The sequence below is a fragment of the Bacillus sp. AFS018417 genome (genome assembly GCF_002560985.1).
Classification (GTDB): domain Bacteria; phylum Bacillota; class Bacilli; order Bacillales; family Bacillaceae_G; genus Bacillus_A; species Bacillus_A rhizoplanae.
Window position 1 is genome coordinate 1 of sequence record NZ_NTTM01000013.1, and the last position, 17,503, is coordinate 17,503.

The following is a 17,503-nucleotide window of genomic DNA, read 5'->3' on the forward strand; positions in this document are numbered from 1 at the left end:
GTGGTGTTTTTCCCCCACTGATGGAAAGCCCGCCCAATCGGGCTTTTACGGGCAGTTATCCCCCACCTATCTTCTTCGCTTTTCTCTGCATCTTGAGGTGGAGGCTTACTGCCCGCGAATAGCGGGATAGATCGAAAAAAAGCAAGCTGAATAAATTCAGCTTGCTTTTTTCTGATCGTTATAAATATTAATACCCGCTTCATGTAGCATCCACTCAATATGAACTCCATATCCGGATGTTGGGTCATTAACAAATACGTGTGTTACAGCTCCAACTAATTTCCCATCTTGTATAATAGGACTACCACTCATTCCTTGTACAATTCCACCTGTTTTTTCTAATAGACGTTTATCTGTAATCTTAACAACCATCCCTTTTGTTGCAGGGAATTTTTGCGGAACTGTACTTACGATTTCTATATCGAATGCTTCCACTTTATCTTGATCAATAACCGTCAAAATTTTCGCAGGTCCCTCTTTTACTTGATAAGAAAGAGCAATTGGAATTGCTTCATCCATAATTCCATTTTTCATTCCTGTATTTAACTTACCGAAAATACCAAATGGACTATTCGTTGTAATATTACCGATAATTTCATGATCTGGTGAAAATCTTGCTAGTTTTTCACCCGGATCACCATTACTACCACGTTCAATGGATGTTACTGTCGAACGAACAATTTGCCCATCTTCAACTTGAATTGGTTTTTTCGTATCATTGTCAGAAATAACATGACCAAGTGCACCGTATTTCATTGATTCTGGATGAATAAAAGTCATTGTGCCAATACCTGCAGCTGAGTCACGAATATACAACCCAATTCGATACGACTGTTCTCCCCCATCTTTTTGCGGAGTTAATTTTGTTCGAATATATTTTCCATCTCGCAATAAAACAAGATTAAGCGATTCCCCTGTTTTTCCGCTATCATGAATAAATGGTGCAATATCACTCATTCGTTCAATCGTCTTACCATTTATTTCAGTAATCATATCCCCTACTTGCACACCTGCAAGTTCACCCGGAGATACTTTTCCTTTTTCTGTTTGGATTAAATGATGACCTACAACAAGTACCCCTTTTGCATTTAACTTTACTCCTATTGATTGCCCACCTGGAACCACCTTAAAATCTTTTAACACTTTTACATTTACTTTTTTCACCGGCAATCCTGCAAGCTCATAAACCATATCAGCTTCTCCGCTTTGATGCGGATTTACTGCAATTGTTTTTTCACCAGCATGTTGAGAAACAATTGTAAAAATCGTTTCATCTGTTGATTTTGTTTGAAATACAGGTAAAGAAGATACTTGTGAATCTTGATTTTGAAACATAACAAGTTGCTTTGGAAGTGAAATAAACTCGCGAAGCGGTTTATAACACCCAATAAAGACAAGCGAAACAAGGAGACAGATTCCTATGATTTTTCGAAATTGCTCTAATTTCAATCTTTTCACTCTCCTCGCTCCTAACCCACATTCAGCCAAGCGGCTTCACTTTTTAATCTCTCCTTGCTACCCTTTCTTTATAACCGGAAGAATTAAGAAATCATTGTTGTTACAAAAAAAGCTATCCATTATTGGATAGCCTCTGCTGCTTGTTTAAAACGATGCGCTTGCGAGAGTAACTCTCTTGCATGCTCTGTTGTTAAATCAGTTATTTCTACACCAGAAATCATGCGAGCAATTTCTGTCACCTTTTCATCCTGACTTAGTACAGTAACAGATGTAACTGTTCGTTCATTGACAATTTGTTTACGAATAAACAAATGAGAATCTGCCATAGACGCGACTTGTGGTAAATGTGTAATACATAGCACTTGTGAATTGACGGAAACACGATAGATTTTTTCAGCAATTGCCTGTGCAACACGCCCGCTTACTCCAGTGTCTACCTCATCAAAAATAACAGAAGCAACACCTTGATGTTTAGAGAAAATACTCTTTAACGCTAATATAATACGGGATAATTCTCCTCCTGAAGCTACTTTAGAAAGCGGCTTTAACGGTTCTCCTGGATTTGTAGAAATATAAAATTCCACATAGTCATACCCATCTTGGGTCATTTTTACAGAAGCTCCTTCGACAAGAGGATCGTCAATTGTCCCTTCTTTTTTCTTTATCATTACTTCAAATTTTGTTTTTTCCATGTACAGCTCTTTTAATTCTTGATGAATTGCTGTTGTTAATCGGTTCGCAAGATTATGACGCATGCCACTTAATAATTTTGCTTCTTTTACTATAAGATGTTCTACTTCTTTTAATTTTTTTCTCGTTGTTTCAATGTGTACATCTTTATTTTCAATGGTAAATATTTCTTGTTCGATTTCATCCGCATACGCTAAAATTTCTTCTACAGTATTTCCATATTTACGCTTTAACATACGAATTTCATTTAAACGCGTTTCAATTTCATCTAAACGATTAGGGTCATACTCCATCATATCTAACTTTTCACGCAGCTGATAAGCGACCTCTTCTAATAAATAATAACTATTTGCAATCGCATCATAGTTTTCTTGATATGCTATATCCAAATCAGTAATGCTCTCCATTTGATTCATTGCATTTCGTACATGATCTAAACCAGAACGGTCTTCAGTTAAAGAGCGATACGAATCACCCAACGCCTTATAAATCTTTTCGAAGTTCGAAATCTTCAATCGTTCTTCTAATAAGTTTTGCTCTTCATCTATTTTCAAGTCTGCATTTCGAATCTCTTCATGTTGAAATTGAATCAAGTCTAAACGATGTGCCATTTGTTGCTCGTTCTCTGTTAAAGAGAGCAATTGTTTTTTTAATTGCTCGTATTCTCTATAAACATTTTGATACTTTTCTAACTGAACTAAAATATGGTCCCCATCAAAATGATCAAGCATAAATAAATGACGATCTTCATTCATTAAATCTTGTGTTTCATGTTGCCCATGAATATCAACAAGCGTTTTCCCAATTTCCTTTAATACACTTAATGTAACCAGTTTTCCGTTTACGCGGCATACACTTTTCCCATTCACAGAAATATCCCGTTTTAAAATCATCATGCCATCTTCAATTTCAATATCAAGTTCTTCTGCTTTCATAACGCAAGGATGATTTTCATCCTCAATATAAAATAACCCTTCAATTTCAGCTTTATCTGTCCCATAGCGCACAAATTCCGCAGAACCGCGTCCTCCAACAAGAAGACTAATCGCATCAATAATGATGGATTTCCCTGCACCCGTTTCACCACTTAAAACAGTCAGCCCTTTTTGAAAAGAAATATTTAATGATTCAATAATAGCAAAGTTTCTAATCGATAATTCCGATAACAATGCCTCATTCACCTCGTTATCTAATTCACACTCCATACTGGAGGCTTAAACTATTCTCACATACATTCTTCTATTCATTCTTTTCTTGATGAAGAATATATTATGTAATCTGCTTCATTGTACCAAACATTTGTTTTCACGGTCAATGTAACAATATTGATATTTCGATATGGAAATGTGTATTTTTACGTGCTATTTTGGACTTTTATCCCGCATTAACGGGCAGTAAAACCTCCCCCACTGATGGAAGTTTCACTTTATATTTCTTCATAACAAAAATATCTTGCTTACTTTTCACTCTTCTGAGCAATAAAGCAAACAAGATTCTTTTTGTTACAGCATATTTAAAAAGCGATTCGATACAACTCCTGTATCTTCAGGTGTACGGCAAATAATTAAACACGTATCATCACCGCAAATTGTGCCAATAATTTCATCCCATTCTAAATGATCAATAAGTGCACCAAGAGCATTTGCGTTACCCGGCAACGTCTTTAACACGAGCATATGACCAGCTGAGTCTAATTTAACAAACGAATCGATAAGATTGCGTTTTAATTTTTGAAGCGGATTAAATCGTTGGTCGGCTGGTAAGCTATATTTATACCTTCCGTCATGAAGTGGCACCTTTACTAAATGTAATTCTTTAATGTCTCGTGATACTGTCGCTTGCGTTACATTAAAACCTTCATTACGCAAAATATCTACTAGTTCATCTTGTGTTTCAATTTCTTTATTCGCAATAATTTCTCGGATTTTAATATGGCGCTGCCCTTTATTCATATTTTTGCACCTCGCACTATCTCTTACCTTAGTTTTAACGTCGCTATACTTCACTTCTTTATGTTAACGTATAACTGGTTACTTGTACACCGTTGTTTTTACAATTGTGTTTACAATTCTAGCTTGCTGTATGTTAAAAAAAAGGAACAACAATTGTTATTCCTCTTTTCCTTTTTGCTTCAGGGCTTCGTGAGCTTCTGTCACAACTTCCTCTACTCGAATAGGAGAATGATTTTCCCCTTGCGTACGCTCACCATACCATTTTAAATGAATTAAAAATTCAATATTTCCATCTCCGCCCGTAATTGGAGAGAATGTTAAATTTTGAACATCATAACCCTCTTCTAATGCAAAATCGACAATCATTTCTATAACCGCTTCATGCACTTTACGGTCGCGAACAATTCCCTTTTTCCCCACTTGCTCTCGCCCAGCTTCAAATTGCGGCTTAATAAGCGCTGCAACGTCACCACCAGAAGTTAACATCGTTTTCAATACAGGTAAAATTAATTTTAAAGATATGAATGATACGTCAATGCTCGCAAATTGCGGTAATCCTTGCTGCAAATCAGCAGGTGTTACATAACGGAAATTCGTCCGTTCCATTACCACAACGCGCTCGTCCTGACGCAGCTTCCATGCAAGCTGGTTATAACCTACGTCTAACGCATATGATAACTTCGCTCCATTTTGCAAAGCACAATCGGTAAACCCACCAGTTGAGGAACCAATATCTAACATAACCTTATCTTGCAAATCTATTTGAAATGTTTCTAATGCCTTCTCTAATTTGTATCCACCACGGCTTACATACGGCATCACTTGTCCTTTTACTGTAAGCTCTGTATCTTGCGGTATTTTTTCACCCGGCTTATCTAAACGCATTTCATTAGCATATACAAGACCGGCCATAACAGCCCGCTTTGCTTTTTCTCTTGTTTCCACAAGTCCTCGTTCTACTAATAGTACATCTACTCTTTCTTTTTTCCCGCTCATTCGTTACGCCCTTTTTTGTTTTAATGGAATCATTGTACAAATGCGTTCAACAACTGCATCTGTTGTTAAGCCAATTTCTTCAAGAAGTTTAGAGACACTGCCGTGCTCGATAAAATGATCTGGAATACCCATACGCTCAATTAGTGCATTATGGTACCCATGCTCACTAGCAAATTCTAACACACCAGAACCAAATCCTCCGATTAAACACGCTTCTTCAATCGTTAAAATCGGCATATTCTTTCCTAATAACTCATGTAAATACGATTCATCCATCGGCTTGATAAAGCGAGCATTCACAACTTTTACAGATATCCCCTTTTTCTCAAGAGATTCCGCTGCCTCTAAAGCCATTGGAATTGTCGTACCAAATGTTAAAATGGCTGCTTGTGAACCTTCACGAAGTGTTTCCCATGTACCGATTGGAACTTCTTTAAACTCCTCATCCATAGGTACACCAAGCCCATTTCCACGCGGATAGCGAAGCGCAATCGGCCCATCTTCATAATTGATGGCTGTATATACCATATGTTGACCTTCGTTTTCATCTTTTGGCATCATGAGAACGATATTCGGAAGATGGCGTAAAAATGCAATATCAAATATACCTTGATGCGTTTCTCCATCAGCTCCTACTAACCCTGCTCGATCAATCCCGAAAAAGACATTTAAATTTTGGCGGCACACATCGTGAACGACTTGATCATAACCACGTTGTAAAAACGTAGAATAAATCGCTAAAAACGGCTTCATATCTTGCGTCGCTAAACCGGCTGCCATTGTTACCGCATGTTGCTCAGCAATCCCTACATCAAACATACGATTCGGAAATTCTTTTGCAAATTTTTCGAGTTTTGATCCGACCGGCATTGCTGGCGTCACAGCAACGATACGCGGGTCATCCTTCGCTAATTTACGAACTGCTTCGCTAACAACAGAACTCCATGCCGGCGCAACTTCCTTCGGTTTCACAAAATCACCAGATTCAATTTTGTATGCTCCTGTACCATGCCAAGTTCCAATTACATCACTTTCAGCTGGTTTATAGCCTTTTCCTTTTTTCGTAATCACGTGAACAAGAACAGGGCCTTTCGTTTTCTTTGCATATTGAAGATTTTCAAATAAACTTTCATAATCATGACCATCAACAGGGCCTAAATATGTAAATCCTAATTCTTCAAAAAACACACCGGAAACGAGTAAATATTTCAAACTATCTTTTACTTTTTCTGCTGTTGCAGCTACTTTACCACCTACTGCCGGAATTTTCTTCAATAAGTATTCCAGTTCATCTTTTACCCATTGATATTTCCCTGCTGTACGTAAACGTCCAAGTACGTTATGCAATGCACCAACGTTCGGTGCAATCGACATTTCATTATCATTTAAGATAACCGTCATATCTGTTTGCTCATGTCCAATATGGTTTAGTGCTTCTAGTGCCATTCCACCTGTTAACGCACCATCACCAATAATCGGAACAATATACTCTTTCGTTTTCTTTAAATCACGCGCAAGCGCCATTCCCATTGCGGCAGATAATGAAGTCGAACTATGCCCAGTTTCCCACACATCATGCTCACTTTCACAACGCTTTGGAAAACCACATAATCCTTTATATTGTCTTAATGTCCCAAAATCCTTTGCACGCCCTGTTAAAATTTTATGTACATAGGATTGATGTCCTACATCCCATAAGAATTTATCTCTTGGACTATTAAATACTTTATGCAAAGCAATTGTGAGTTCTACTACACCTAGGTTCGGAGCAATATGTCCACCTGTTTGAGAAAGCTCTTCAATTAAAAACTTTCGAATATCTTCGCTTAATGCCTCTAGATCGCTTATAGACATATCCTTCAAAAAACTAGGATTTTGAATTTGCGTCAGATCCACAAGGATCACTCACTTTCGTTTCATAATCTGTCATCATATCAACTAGTATGCAAAATACCTGTAAAACATATTTGTACTTAATTGTATTACAAAGATCAAGCATCTTCTTTATTTTTATACGATGAAAAAAGAGCCGCTAACACAAAGTGATAACGGCAATGTAATCTACATATATTTTTGCCAATAACAAGAAAAGAAAAACCTTTGTCTACATTTATACCACAAAATCCCCAATGGCTCAACAAATGAAAACGTTCTGATACTAGTGATTACGTTTTGCAATTAAATCACAAATTGTTAACAAATATTCATCTTGTAATTGTAAAGAAGAAATTGCGTCTTTTGCTTTTGCAATTGTTTCTTCTAAAATTTGTTTCGCTTCTTCTAGTGTAAACAACGTTGTATATGTACTTTTTTCATTTGTCATATCGCTTCCGACCGGTTTCCCAATTTCTTCTTCTGTTCCTTCTACATCTAGAATATCATCACGAATTTGAAAAGCAAGTCCAACATACTTCGCAAATGTAAGTAGTTTTTCTTGTTGCTCAGTCGTAGCCCCTGATAATAGCGCACCAGCTAATACTGCAAATTCTAATAAACGGCCAGTTTTATGCTTATGAATATATTCTAACTCGTGAAGCGTTAACTGTTTCCCTTCCGCTTCCATATCCGCAACTTGTCCTCCAACCATTCCTTCTGGTCCTGCTGCTTTTGCAAGTTCTAACGCAATGCGCATCTTTATTTCAGGAGTAATGTCTTTATGCTCTTGCCCTGTTACAACTTGGAATGCATATGTTAACAATCCATCACCAGCTAATACAGCCATCGCTTCACCAAATACTTTATGATTTGTCGGTTTTCCACGGCGTAAGTCATCATCATCCATACAAGGCAAATCATCATGAATTAAAGAATATGTATGAATCATTTCTAGTGCACAGGCTGTATCTATTCCTAAATCTCTATCTTTCCCAAACGCTTGTAGCGTCGCAAGTAAAAGTAACGGCCGGAGACGCTTTCCGCCCGCTTCTAATGAATATGCCATCGCTTCGCGAAGCACATTCGGACATTGTAATGTATTTGCATAACGGACAAGCTGTTCTTCAACAAGTGCTTTGCTCTCTTTCATAAAAGCATCAAAAGCTATATACGCCATTATGCTTCATCTCCTAGGGCAGTAAAAGGACGAAGTTCACCGTTTTCACCAAGTATAACTGCCATTTGGTCTTGTACATCTTTCAATTTGTCATCGCAAAGCTTAGAAAGTTCCATACCTTCTTTAAAATACGAAATTGCTTCTTCAAGCGGAACATCGCCTTGTTCAAGCTTAGAAACAATTTGCTCAAGCTTTGCAATCGCTTCTTCAAAGCTCACTTTATTTTCCATCGCCTAGTTCACGCTCCTCTATTCCCCATACATTACATTCTAACACACCATCTTGAAGCTGTACTGCAACCGCATCTCCAAAATCAATTTCTTTCACGCTTTTTAACACCTGTTTTTTATTGTTATAGACAAGACCGTAGCCTCGCATCATCACTTTAAGAGGACTTAACGTTTCTAACTTCTCTACTGCTCTTGTAAAAGCAAACTCTTTCGCTTGTAGAAGAGTTTGCATTTCGCGTTGCAGTTGTTTTTGCAATGCGTCCACCATAAGCTTTGTTTGCTCAATTTTTTGCGAAGGATGATGCTTTCCTAAATAAAATGACAGCTGCTGAAGCTGATTCGCCTTCTTCTCTATGTAACGTTCTTTCGTTTGCATCAGCTTATCAATTGTACGATCCAATTGTTCTTCCTTTTGCTCATACAGTTGTTTTGGATAACGAAACGCATATGATTTTTGTAATGCTTGCAGATGCTCCTGCTTATAGTTCATCATCTCACGCATCGCTCGCGTTAACCGAAGTGTACGCTGCATCACTTTTTCTTCTAATTCGAGAATGTGAGGCGCTGCCAATTCAGCTGCCGCTGTTGGCGTTGGCGCTCTTAAATCCGCAACAAAATCAGCAATTGTAAAATCTGTTTCATGACCAACAGCAGAAATAATCGGAACTTGACTCGCAAAGATTGCCCGGGCTACTGTTTCTTCATTAAACGCCCATAGTTCTTCAATTGAACCTCCACCGCGACCAACAATTAGTACATCCATATCGTTCATTTCATTTGCTTTTTCAATAGCCTGTACAATCGAGGGAGCTGCGAACTCCCCTTGTACAAGAACTGGAAATACAATTACATTTCCAATAGGATAACGACGTGTAATCGTCGTTATAATATCCCGAATCGCCGCACCCGTTGGTGACGTAATAACACCAATTGTTGTTGGATAAGCAGGAATCGGTTGTTTATATACTTGTGAAAACAGCCCTTCCTCTTCTAAACGAGCCTTTAACTGTTCATATGCTAAATGAAGATTCCCTACTCCATCTGGCTGCATATCATGAACATAAATTTGGTATGAACCACTTGCTTCATAAACAGAGATTTTCCCTTTTACAAGCACTGTCATCCCGTCTTCTGGTCTAAATTTCATATTACGATTATGACTTGCAAACATGACCGCAGCAATTCTTGCATTTTCATCTTTTAATGTAAAATACATATGACCGCGGCTATGATATTTAAAATTTGAAATTTCTCCTTTTAACCAAACAGACTGTAAATGAGGATCATACTCTATTTTTGTTTTCATATAACGAGTTAATGCTGTAACGGTTAAATATTGCTTTTCCATCTTTCTCTCCTCATAGCCGCTTTGCAATTACTTACAAACAACACCTGCGCGCTCTGCAGATAGTACTGTATTTTCTAGTAGCATTGTAATTGTCATTGGACCTACGCCTTTTGGTACTGGGGTAATATAGCCTGCAACGTTTAATACATCATCAAAGTCAACATCACCGCACAACTTCCCTGTGTCTAAACGGTTTACTCCGACATCGATTACAACTGCGCCTTCTTTTACATAGTCAGCTGTTACCATTTTTGCTCTTCCAACTGCAACAATTAAAATATCAGCTAGCTTCGTTAATTCTTTTATATTCGCTGTTTTTGAATGACAATAAGTAACTGTCGCATTTTCATTTAAAAACAGTTGTCCTACTGGTTTTCCAACAATATTGCTTCGTCCAATAACAACTACGTGTTTCCCTGTAATATCAAGGTTTGTTTCTTTTACTAATTCTAAAATGCCGTGCGGTGTACATGGAAGGAACGTATCTTGTCCTGTCATCATACGACCGATACTAATTGGGTGGAAACCATCCACATCTTTCTCAGGAGAAATTTTTTCAATGATAGCTTTTTCTTCAATGTGATTTGGCAAAGGTAATTGCACTAAAATACCGTGAATACGATCATCGTTATTTAAACGTTCGATTTCTGCTAATAAACGATCTTGTGTAATTGTATTAGGAAATGTAATTAATTCAGAATAAATGCCAACTTGTTCGCATCCTTTTTCTTTCCCTTTTACATACGAATGAGAAGCTGGATCATCCCCAACTAAAATCACAGCTAGTCCTGGTACAATCCCTTGTTCTTTTAGTTCTGCAACTTTCTCTTTTAACTGTGCTCGCTTTTTCTCTGCAACTTCATTTCCTTTGATGATTACTGCTACCATGTTAAAATTCCCCCTTAAAAAATTACAAAGCTACTTTTCTTCTACCCCGCTCTAACGAGCAGTAGGGCCCTCACCTTAAAGATTTGAAAAATCAAAGAAGATAGGTGAAGGTTAACTGCTCGTAAAAGCTTAATTAGTTTTACTAATCATCTGTGGGGTGAAGCTCCCCACAGATGAGAGTTTACTTTATACTAGATAAAACGCCGTTAATAAAACGACGAGATTCGTCGTCCCCATATGCTTTTGCAATTTCAATTGCCTCATTAATAGATACGCTATGCGGAATATCTTCCATATATTTCATTTCATACACAGCAAGTCGTAAAATACTGCGATCAACAATGCTAATGCGCTCTAATTTCCACTTTTTTAAATTTTGACGAATAAGCTCATCGATTACTTCTTTATGCTCTACACACCCGAAGACAAGTGTTTCTAAAAATTCATTTGTACTTTCGCCTTCTTCAAGTGTATTTTCTACTGCAGCTTTCGGATTATATTCTCCGGTAATATCCATTTGATAGAGTGCTTGCATTGCTCTTTCTCTAGCCGTCCTACGTTTCATTATAACTCTCCTTTATACTTCAAGTCTTCCTTATGTTTTGTTATATTATTATAATTTATAAGCCGTCGAATTACTTACTCTTTATAATTTCCGCTGAGTTTTCAACCTTATAATACAATGATAATACCACAATTTATCGTTTCATACACGAGTTCCCTAACGGAAAAATAATAAAAAGATTAACTCCAAGTTCCATATCATACCACAATGTACGTTTTTTTCAAAAATACGTATTTACCCTTATATTTTTTTCATTTTTTTGAATAATATAATGTTTCTGGAACTTAAATAGAGGTATACAAAACGATAAAAAAAGGTGCCTGTATAACGAGGCACCTTTTTTAGTATTACACTGGCTCAATTTCTGTCTTTGGTGTCTCAAATGTTACACCAACGATATGCACGTTTACTTCTTTCGGTTCAAGGCCTGTCATTGTAAGAAGCGCTTGACGAATATTATCTTGAATATTTTGTGCAACAACTGGAATTGCTACACCAAAATACATTAATACATAAACATCAACGATAATGTCATCGTTTGCTAACTCTACTTTTACGCCCTTTCCGTGATTTTTCTTCCCTAACTTCTCAACAACATCTGTTGCAAAATTACCACGCATTGCCGCTACACCTTCTACTTCAGAAGCAGCAATACCTGCAATTACTTCAATTACTTCCGGTGCGATTTCTACTTTACCAAGAGTTGTGTCTTGCCCCATGTCTAACATATGATCAGCCATGAAAAAACCTCCTTTAAATGTATCAGTGCGCCGTTAAATCATGCTGTTCTAGAAACTTAGTGTTAAATTCACCTTGTACAAACTCAGGATGGTCAAGAAGTTGTAAATGAAACGGAATCGTCGTATGTACACCTTCAATGACGAATTCACTTAGCGCTCGCTTCATTTTTGCAATTGCTTCTTCACGTGTTTTTCCGTAAACAATAAGCTTTGCAACCATCGAATCGTAATAAGGCGGAATCGTATACCCAGGATATACAGCTGAATCGACGCGAATACCAAATCCTCCTGGCGGTAAATACATTTCTACCTTCCCTGGAGATGGCATAAAGTTTTTGGCAGGGTTTTCCGCATTAATTCGGCACTCAATTGCCCAACCGTTAAATTGTACTTCTTCTTGCTGCAGCGATAACTGCTCTCCTGACGCAACACGAATCTGCTCTTTAATAAGATCTACTCCCGTTACCATTTCAGTTACAGGATGTTCGACTTGAATCCGCGTATTCATTTCCATAAAATAGAAACTTTTCGTTTTATATTCGTAAATAAATTCAACTGTGCCGGCACCTGTATAATCTACTGCTGCCGCTGCTTTTACTGCTGCCTCTCCCATTTGTTGACGAATGGTAGCATCTAAAGCTGGAGAAGGCGACTCTTCTAACAGCTTTTGCAAACGACGCTGAATTGTACAATCACGCTCTCCTAAATGAATGACATTACCATGATTATCTGCCATCACTTGAATTTCGACATGACGGAAATCTTCAATGTACTTTTCTAAATATACACCAGGGTTTCCAAAAGCGGTACTTGCCTCTTGCTGTGTAATTTGAATCCCTTTCACAAGCTCTTCTTCAGTGCGCGCAACGCGAATACCCTTGCCGCCGCCGCCCGCTGTTGCTTTAATAATAACAGGATATCCAATTTTCTCTGCGAGTGCTACAGCTTCTTCGGTATTTTTAATGATTCCTTGTGAACCCGGTACAATCGGAACCCCTGCTTCTTTCATTGTATCACGTGCAACGTCTTTTGTGCCCATTTTTGAAATAGCTTCTGGACTTGGGCCGATAAAAATCAAATTACATTCACGACAAAGCTCTGCAAAATCAGCATTTTCTGCTAAAAATCCATATCCAGGGTGAATCGCATCACAGCCTGTTAATTTCGCAACACTAATAATGTTCGTTAAGTTTAAATAGCTCTCCTTTGATACAGTTGGACCAACGCAGTATGCTTCATCTGCCACTTGTACATGAAGCGCTTCTTTATCTGCCTCAGAATAAATTGCAACTGTTTCAATATTCATTTCTTTACAAGCACGAATAATTCGTACAGCAATTTCCCCGCGGTTCGCAATTAATACTTTTTTAATCATAACTCAAGACTCCCTTATTATGCTTTTACAAGAAATAGCGGTTGTCCATATTCAACAAGCTGACCGTTATTCACAAGGATTTCAACGATTTCTCCATTTACTTCTGCTTCAATTTCATTAAAGAGTTTCATTGCCTCTACAATACAAACAATTTTCCCTTCTGATACGCGATCTCCTACATTTACATATGCAGGCGTATCTGGTGATGGAGATGCATAGAACGTTCCAACCATTGGAGAAGTAATCTTTTGTAAGTTCTCCTCTTGTACTGCTGGTTTCTCCTCTTGTTTTGGCGTTTCAGCTTGAGCTGGCGCAGCAACCACTTCTGTTGCTATAGCTTGTACAGGTTTCTGCGCTGCAGGAGCAGGTTGCACAGCAACTACTTCATTACCACGCTTTTTCATCTTAATTGTAGTACCATCTTTTTTGTATTCAAATTCATCAATATTAGAATCATCAATCAACTTAATCAATTCACGAACTTCCTGAATTTTAAACATGTAAAATCCACTCCTATATACTTGTTTGTCCTGCTGCAACAGCTTGGCTGCTTCTACAAACCATCAGTTATAAACGCCACTGATGAAAGTTTCACTAAATCCTGCTATAACAGCCAATAATAAGTTACTTCACATACTCTTAATAAAAAAATACTATGAAGTTTCATACTATATATATCCATCTTACGATAAATATTTTCAACATTCCAATTTATTTTTCTTTATGATAAATAAAATCTTCTGTGAAAATAACAGTATGGTATATTTTATCACCTAGTAATAATACCAAGTTTCACTCAAAATTGGCAAGACCACTTCTAAAAAAACAACGTATTCTTCCTTATTATGTAAGTTTATATATTTTTCACTAAATATTCAAAGTTTATTTACCTCCACTTCATATCCCCTTCATATAAAAGGAGTATCGTCAAAGTAGAATCATATACAGTGAGGTGTGGAAACGTGAACATTTGGCTTATTCTCTTTCTACCAACTGTTATTATTTGGGGTGTAGCTCTCGCTATTCAAATGAAATGCGGACAAAGTAATCACCTTCATCAAGAACCAATGATTTTTTACTCACAACAAATTTTTCCTATAATAGTGAAAGAAACCGAACTACGATTGCTAGACTAACTTCTAGTAAACAAAAAAAGCTATCGAAAAATCGATAGCTTTTTACTTTGCTATTTCAAATCGAACATCTGCCATTAAGCCCGTTTCACTTTTTACAAGCTGCATAATTTTATTTGCTTCTTTTGCAGAGAGCTTCGCTGCTTGCACTGTCACTTTAATGTCATTTCCATCTGCACGTACAAGTGCGTCTTTATAGCCACCTTCTGTTTTAATTAATGTTTCTAATAACGTTTCTTTGGCTGCTAAATCACTTAATGCATTAAATTCATCTTTTGCTTTACTTCTCTCTTCAGCAGAAGCGTTTGTTGAGTTCATTACATCTTGCAATTTTTCTTTCATTTCACTGCGCTGATCCTCCATTTTCAAACGTAGTGCTGTGAAACTATCCTCACTAGCAGAATGACTAGATACATTACCTTCTTTTTTACTTGTTTCTTTTTTGTTTGTTTCCTTTTCAGGTCCTTGCTTCTCTTTCGTTACTTCTTCAAGAGATGTTGTAACAACCTTACTTTTATTATCTGGCGTCATTACATAGTATACCGAAAGAACAACAACTAAACTTAACATCGTTAATAACCAAACTGTTTGTTTTTTTAGCACTTTATTTCCTCCCTAATTCTTTTTTGGCAAGACAGATACACGGTGGCTTGGGACATCAAGCATACGAGTAACAGCCTCTCTCACCATTTGTTTTACTTGTATATTATCCACTCCTTTTGCAACAACAAGAACACCGCGAACTTTCGGTTTCTCTGTTTTGAGTACAATAGGAGTTTCTTTATCCCCTTCACGTATAATTACCGTTTTATCATCAGTAGACTCATCTTCAACTTTTCGTGTTCCACCTTCTTTATCTGTTTCATTTGTCGTTTGCGATCGCTTCACCGTATTTTTGTCGAGTATTTTTTCTTCAGATGAATCAAGATTGACTGTAATTGATACATCTTTTACACCTGTAATACTTTCTAGCGCTTCTTTTAATTGTTGTTCATATTCTTTTTCATATTTATCAATGATAGATTTGTTATCACTGCCTTTTTGTCCAAACGTCGGGACATCTTTTACTTGCTCTTGCCCTGTTTGTGATTTGAGAACAGGTACTTCTGGTTTTTTTGCTTGAAAGAGATTACTAGAAAACATAAGGAGCACACCGAGTATGAGTAAGATGATTAAAAACTTGGATGTTATTTTTTTCTCTTTCTCGTCTTTTTCATTTCCTTTAAAAAATTTGAGAAGAAACTGAAATTTATTATTCATTTACTTTCCCTATCCTCCCTTCCATCTGAACTTTAATTTTGTTCTCTTCTAATTGCCATTTGTTTGAGAAGAATTGTTTCATTTCGGCTGTGTTTTGTTCTGATGTCTTTCGAGGTTCCTTCGAATTAATTTCTACCTTTTGAATTGTTTCAATAGCCCCTTCTCGATTGCGTTCCTTTTGTTGAAGTGTTACGACAACAGACTGAATATCTTGCTGAGATTTCACTTCCTTTTTCTCTTCTGGTACTTTTATCTGCAAACTCATAACGGCCATGCCATATTGTTCTTCCAGTTCTTTCCCAACTTGTTTTTTCATTTGGACAGCCATCTGTTCTAAAATATATGCACGTTGTGAAGCTTGTATTTCTTTTTTCTTTGTATCAATTTGATTTTCTATTAATCCGTTTGCCACATACTTATCTTGACTAACGTTTGCAATTACATCTCGAACGTCTGTTTGTAGCAATCTAAACAAGGGCGTTAAGATTAAAACAACTAGAAGCAAACTAACAACAAATTTGACATACTTTTGTAAATTTGAATTAGGAAGTAACATATGAAGCATCGTCGCTAATAGTAGAAACACAATAATATTCCGAATCCACTCTACTACAAATTGCAACCTGATCCCCCCTAACGCATCATTAACGTAATATTTCCAGCTGCGATAATAATAGTGATACTTAAAAAAAACATAAACGATACAATAGCCAAGCAAGCAAACACGTATATAATGCTTCTCCCGATAATATCCAAGCATTGGATAATTGCCCCTCCACCAACAGGCTGCAACACTGCTGCTGCAAATTTATAAATGAAAGCAATACAAAAAATTTGAATAGCAGGAAAAGCAACGATAAGTAATAAAATAACCATCCCAACAATTCCAATTGTATTTTTTAATAATGCAGATGCACTAAGTACTGTATCTGCCGCTTCGGTAAACATTCGCCCCACAACTGGAATAAAGTTTCCGGTTACAAATTTTGCTGTTTTAACAGCAATCCCATCCGCTACTGCTGTTGCCGTTCCTTGTACAGATAGCACACCAAGAAAGATTGTTAAGAAAATGCCAATGATGCTAACGCTAACATTTTGAAGCAGCTTGGACAATTTTGTGACTTTATATTGATCACTCATTGTACTTACAATACTTAAAATCGTTGCAAGCAGAAGAAGCGGTAAAACAATGAAATTCATGAGCATCCCGCTCGTATTCATAAGAAAAACAATAATTGGATGAAAGAAGGAAACAGATACAACACCGCCTCCAGTAGCGATGAGTGCCAACAAAATAGGGAGGAGCGCTAAAATAAAATCTATCATTGTTTGAATGGTGTCTCTTGCATATGTCATTACAACGTAAAAACTATTTAAAGCAAAAACGATAAGTACCATATATACAACAGCATCTGCTATTTTCCCAATACTACTTTTTTCAAAAGCAGATTGAAGCGATTGAAGAAGTGCACTAAAAATAGTAAGCATAATCAGTGTCCCAAGTAGCTTTCCATTAGCCAGTAATTCATGAAATAAATATTTTAGTAATCCTATCATCCACTCTTTAATCGAAAAATTTTTTTCTCCTTTTACAAACTCCATAAAACTTCCCTTTTGGCTTTCCGGCAAATATCCCCCGTACTTTACAACAAGGTCATCCCAATATTTCTTTACATCTTCTATTCCAAGCTTTCCTAGCTGTTCATCCACAACATTTTGTTCTAAGGGAGAAGCTTGTACAATAATTGGTAAAGAAAAAAAGAGGAAAAAAGCAAACAAAAGCTTTATTCCAAACGATCGCACGATTCATCCCTCC

At 37.0% G+C, this 17,503-nt stretch carries 19 protein-coding genes; 1 reads left to right on the forward strand and 18 read right to left on the reverse strand.

What is annotated here, in order from left to right; all coding sequences use genetic code 11:
• The 14 genes from CN326_RS24850 to accB all read right to left on the reverse strand — a co-directional run.
• Positions 1-203, reverse strand: a 203-nt coding sequence (locus CN326_RS24850) for a hypothetical protein (RefSeq protein ID WP_098307611.1), incomplete at its 3' end; no start/stop codon positions are given.
• Complete coding sequence (spoIVB, locus tag CN326_RS06765) at positions 157-1,458, reverse strand: SpoIVB peptidase (RefSeq protein ID WP_098307613.1); 1,302 nt, start codon at positions 1,456-1,458, stop codon at positions 157-159. The genes spoIVB and CN326_RS24850, both read right to left, overlap by 47 nt.
• Positions 1,459-1,577: 119 nt before the next feature.
• A complete protein-coding gene (recN, locus tag CN326_RS06770) occupies positions 1,578-3,317 on the reverse strand; it encodes a DNA repair protein RecN (RefSeq protein ID WP_098307615.1) in 1,740 nt (579 codons plus the stop codon).
• Between the two features lie 333 nt (positions 3,318-3,650).
• A complete protein-coding gene (argR, locus tag CN326_RS06775; protein WP_098307617.1) occupies positions 3,651-4,100 on the reverse strand; it encodes an arginine repressor ArgR in 450 nt (149 codons plus the stop codon).
• A gap of 156 nt (positions 4,101-4,256) precedes the next feature.
• Positions 4,257-5,096, reverse strand: coding sequence for a TlyA family RNA methyltransferase (locus CN326_RS06780; protein WP_098307619.1), 840 nt, complete (start codon positions 5,094-5,096; stop codon positions 4,257-4,259).
• Positions 5,097-5,099: 3 nt separating this feature from the next.
• Positions 5,100-6,992: a 1-deoxy-D-xylulose-5-phosphate synthase gene (gene dxs / locus CN326_RS06785; protein ID WP_098307621.1), complete on the reverse strand. Its 1,893-nt coding sequence runs from the start codon at positions 6,990-6,992 to the stop codon at positions 5,100-5,102.
• 262 nt (positions 6,993-7,254) lie between these two features.
• Positions 7,255-8,148, reverse strand: a complete 894-nt coding sequence (locus CN326_RS06790) for a polyprenyl synthetase family protein (protein WP_098307623.1) — start codon at positions 8,146-8,148, stop codon at positions 7,255-7,257.
• Positions 8,148-8,378 (reverse strand): exodeoxyribonuclease VII small subunit, encoded by a 231-nt coding sequence (locus tag CN326_RS06795; RefSeq protein WP_098307625.1) that lies wholly within the window; start codon positions 8,376-8,378, stop codon positions 8,148-8,150. Before CN326_RS06795 ends, CN326_RS06790 begins: the two co-directional genes overlap by 1 nt.
• The gene (gene xseA, locus CN326_RS06800; RefSeq protein ID WP_098307627.1) at positions 8,368-9,726 is read right to left on the reverse strand and encodes an exodeoxyribonuclease VII large subunit; all 1,359 of its coding nucleotides are present in this window, start codon (positions 9,724-9,726) and stop codon (positions 8,368-8,370) included. Before xseA ends, CN326_RS06795 begins: the two co-directional genes overlap by 11 nt.
• 27 nt (positions 9,727-9,753) lie before the next feature.
• Positions 9,754-10,614, reverse strand: a complete 861-nt coding sequence (folD, locus tag CN326_RS06805; RefSeq protein WP_098307629.1) for a bifunctional methylenetetrahydrofolate dehydrogenase/methenyltetrahydrofolate cyclohydrolase FolD — start codon at positions 10,612-10,614, stop codon at positions 9,754-9,756.
• A 181-nt stretch (positions 10,615-10,795) separates the two neighbouring features.
• On the reverse strand, positions 10,796-11,179 hold the full coding sequence (nusB, locus tag CN326_RS06810; RefSeq protein ID WP_098307631.1) for a transcription antitermination factor NusB: 384 nt from the start codon (positions 11,177-11,179) through the stop codon (positions 10,796-10,798).
• Positions 11,180-11,526: 347 nt separating this feature from the next.
• The gene (locus CN326_RS06815; RefSeq protein WP_098307633.1) at positions 11,527-11,919 is read right to left on the reverse strand and encodes an Asp23/Gls24 family envelope stress response protein; all 393 of its coding nucleotides are present in this window, start codon (positions 11,917-11,919) and stop codon (positions 11,527-11,529) included.
• Between the two features lie 22 nt (positions 11,920-11,941).
• On the reverse strand, positions 11,942-13,294 hold the full coding sequence (gene accC / locus CN326_RS06820) for an acetyl-CoA carboxylase biotin carboxylase subunit (protein WP_098307635.1): 1,353 nt from the start codon (positions 13,292-13,294) through the stop codon (positions 11,942-11,944).
• 17 nt (positions 13,295-13,311) lie between these two features.
• Positions 13,312-13,794 carry an acetyl-CoA carboxylase biotin carboxyl carrier protein gene (gene accB, locus CN326_RS06825; protein WP_098307637.1) on the reverse strand — a complete coding sequence of 161 codons (483 nt, stop codon included), beginning with the start codon at positions 13,792-13,794 and terminating at the stop codon, positions 13,312-13,314.
• Between the two features lie 462 nt (positions 13,795-14,256).
• Here accB and CN326_RS06830 point away from each other — a divergent pair, with 462 nt between their 5' ends.
• A complete protein-coding gene (locus tag CN326_RS06830; protein WP_098307639.1) occupies positions 14,257-14,430 on the forward strand; it encodes a DNA recombination protein RecO in 174 nt (57 codons plus the stop codon).
• Between the two features lie 42 nt (positions 14,431-14,472).
• On the opposite strand, the gene CN326_RS06835 is transcribed toward CN326_RS06830, so the two are convergent.
• Genes CN326_RS06835 through spoIIIAE form a run of 4 tightly spaced genes read right to left on the reverse strand, consistent with a single transcriptional unit; the run spans position 14,473 to position 17,493 of the window.
• Entirely contained in the window at positions 14,473-15,030 is a 558-nt protein-coding gene (locus tag CN326_RS06835; RefSeq protein WP_098307641.1) for a SpoIIIAH-like family protein, read from the reverse strand.
• Positions 15,031-15,042: 12 nt separating this feature from the next.
• Positions 15,043-15,687, reverse strand: a complete 645-nt coding sequence (spoIIIAG, locus tag CN326_RS06840; RefSeq protein ID WP_098307643.1) for a stage III sporulation protein AG — start codon at positions 15,685-15,687, stop codon at positions 15,043-15,045.
• Complete coding sequence (spoIIIAF, locus tag CN326_RS06845) at positions 15,680-16,309, reverse strand: stage III sporulation protein AF (protein ID WP_098307645.1); 630 nt, start codon at positions 16,307-16,309, stop codon at positions 15,680-15,682. Before spoIIIAF ends, spoIIIAG begins: the two co-directional genes overlap by 8 nt.
• Positions 16,310-16,320: 11 nt before the next feature.
• Positions 16,321-17,493, reverse strand: coding sequence for a stage III sporulation protein AE (gene spoIIIAE, locus CN326_RS06850; RefSeq protein WP_098307647.1), 1,173 nt, complete (start codon positions 17,491-17,493; stop codon positions 16,321-16,323).
• Positions 17,494-17,503 lie beyond the last annotated feature (10 nt).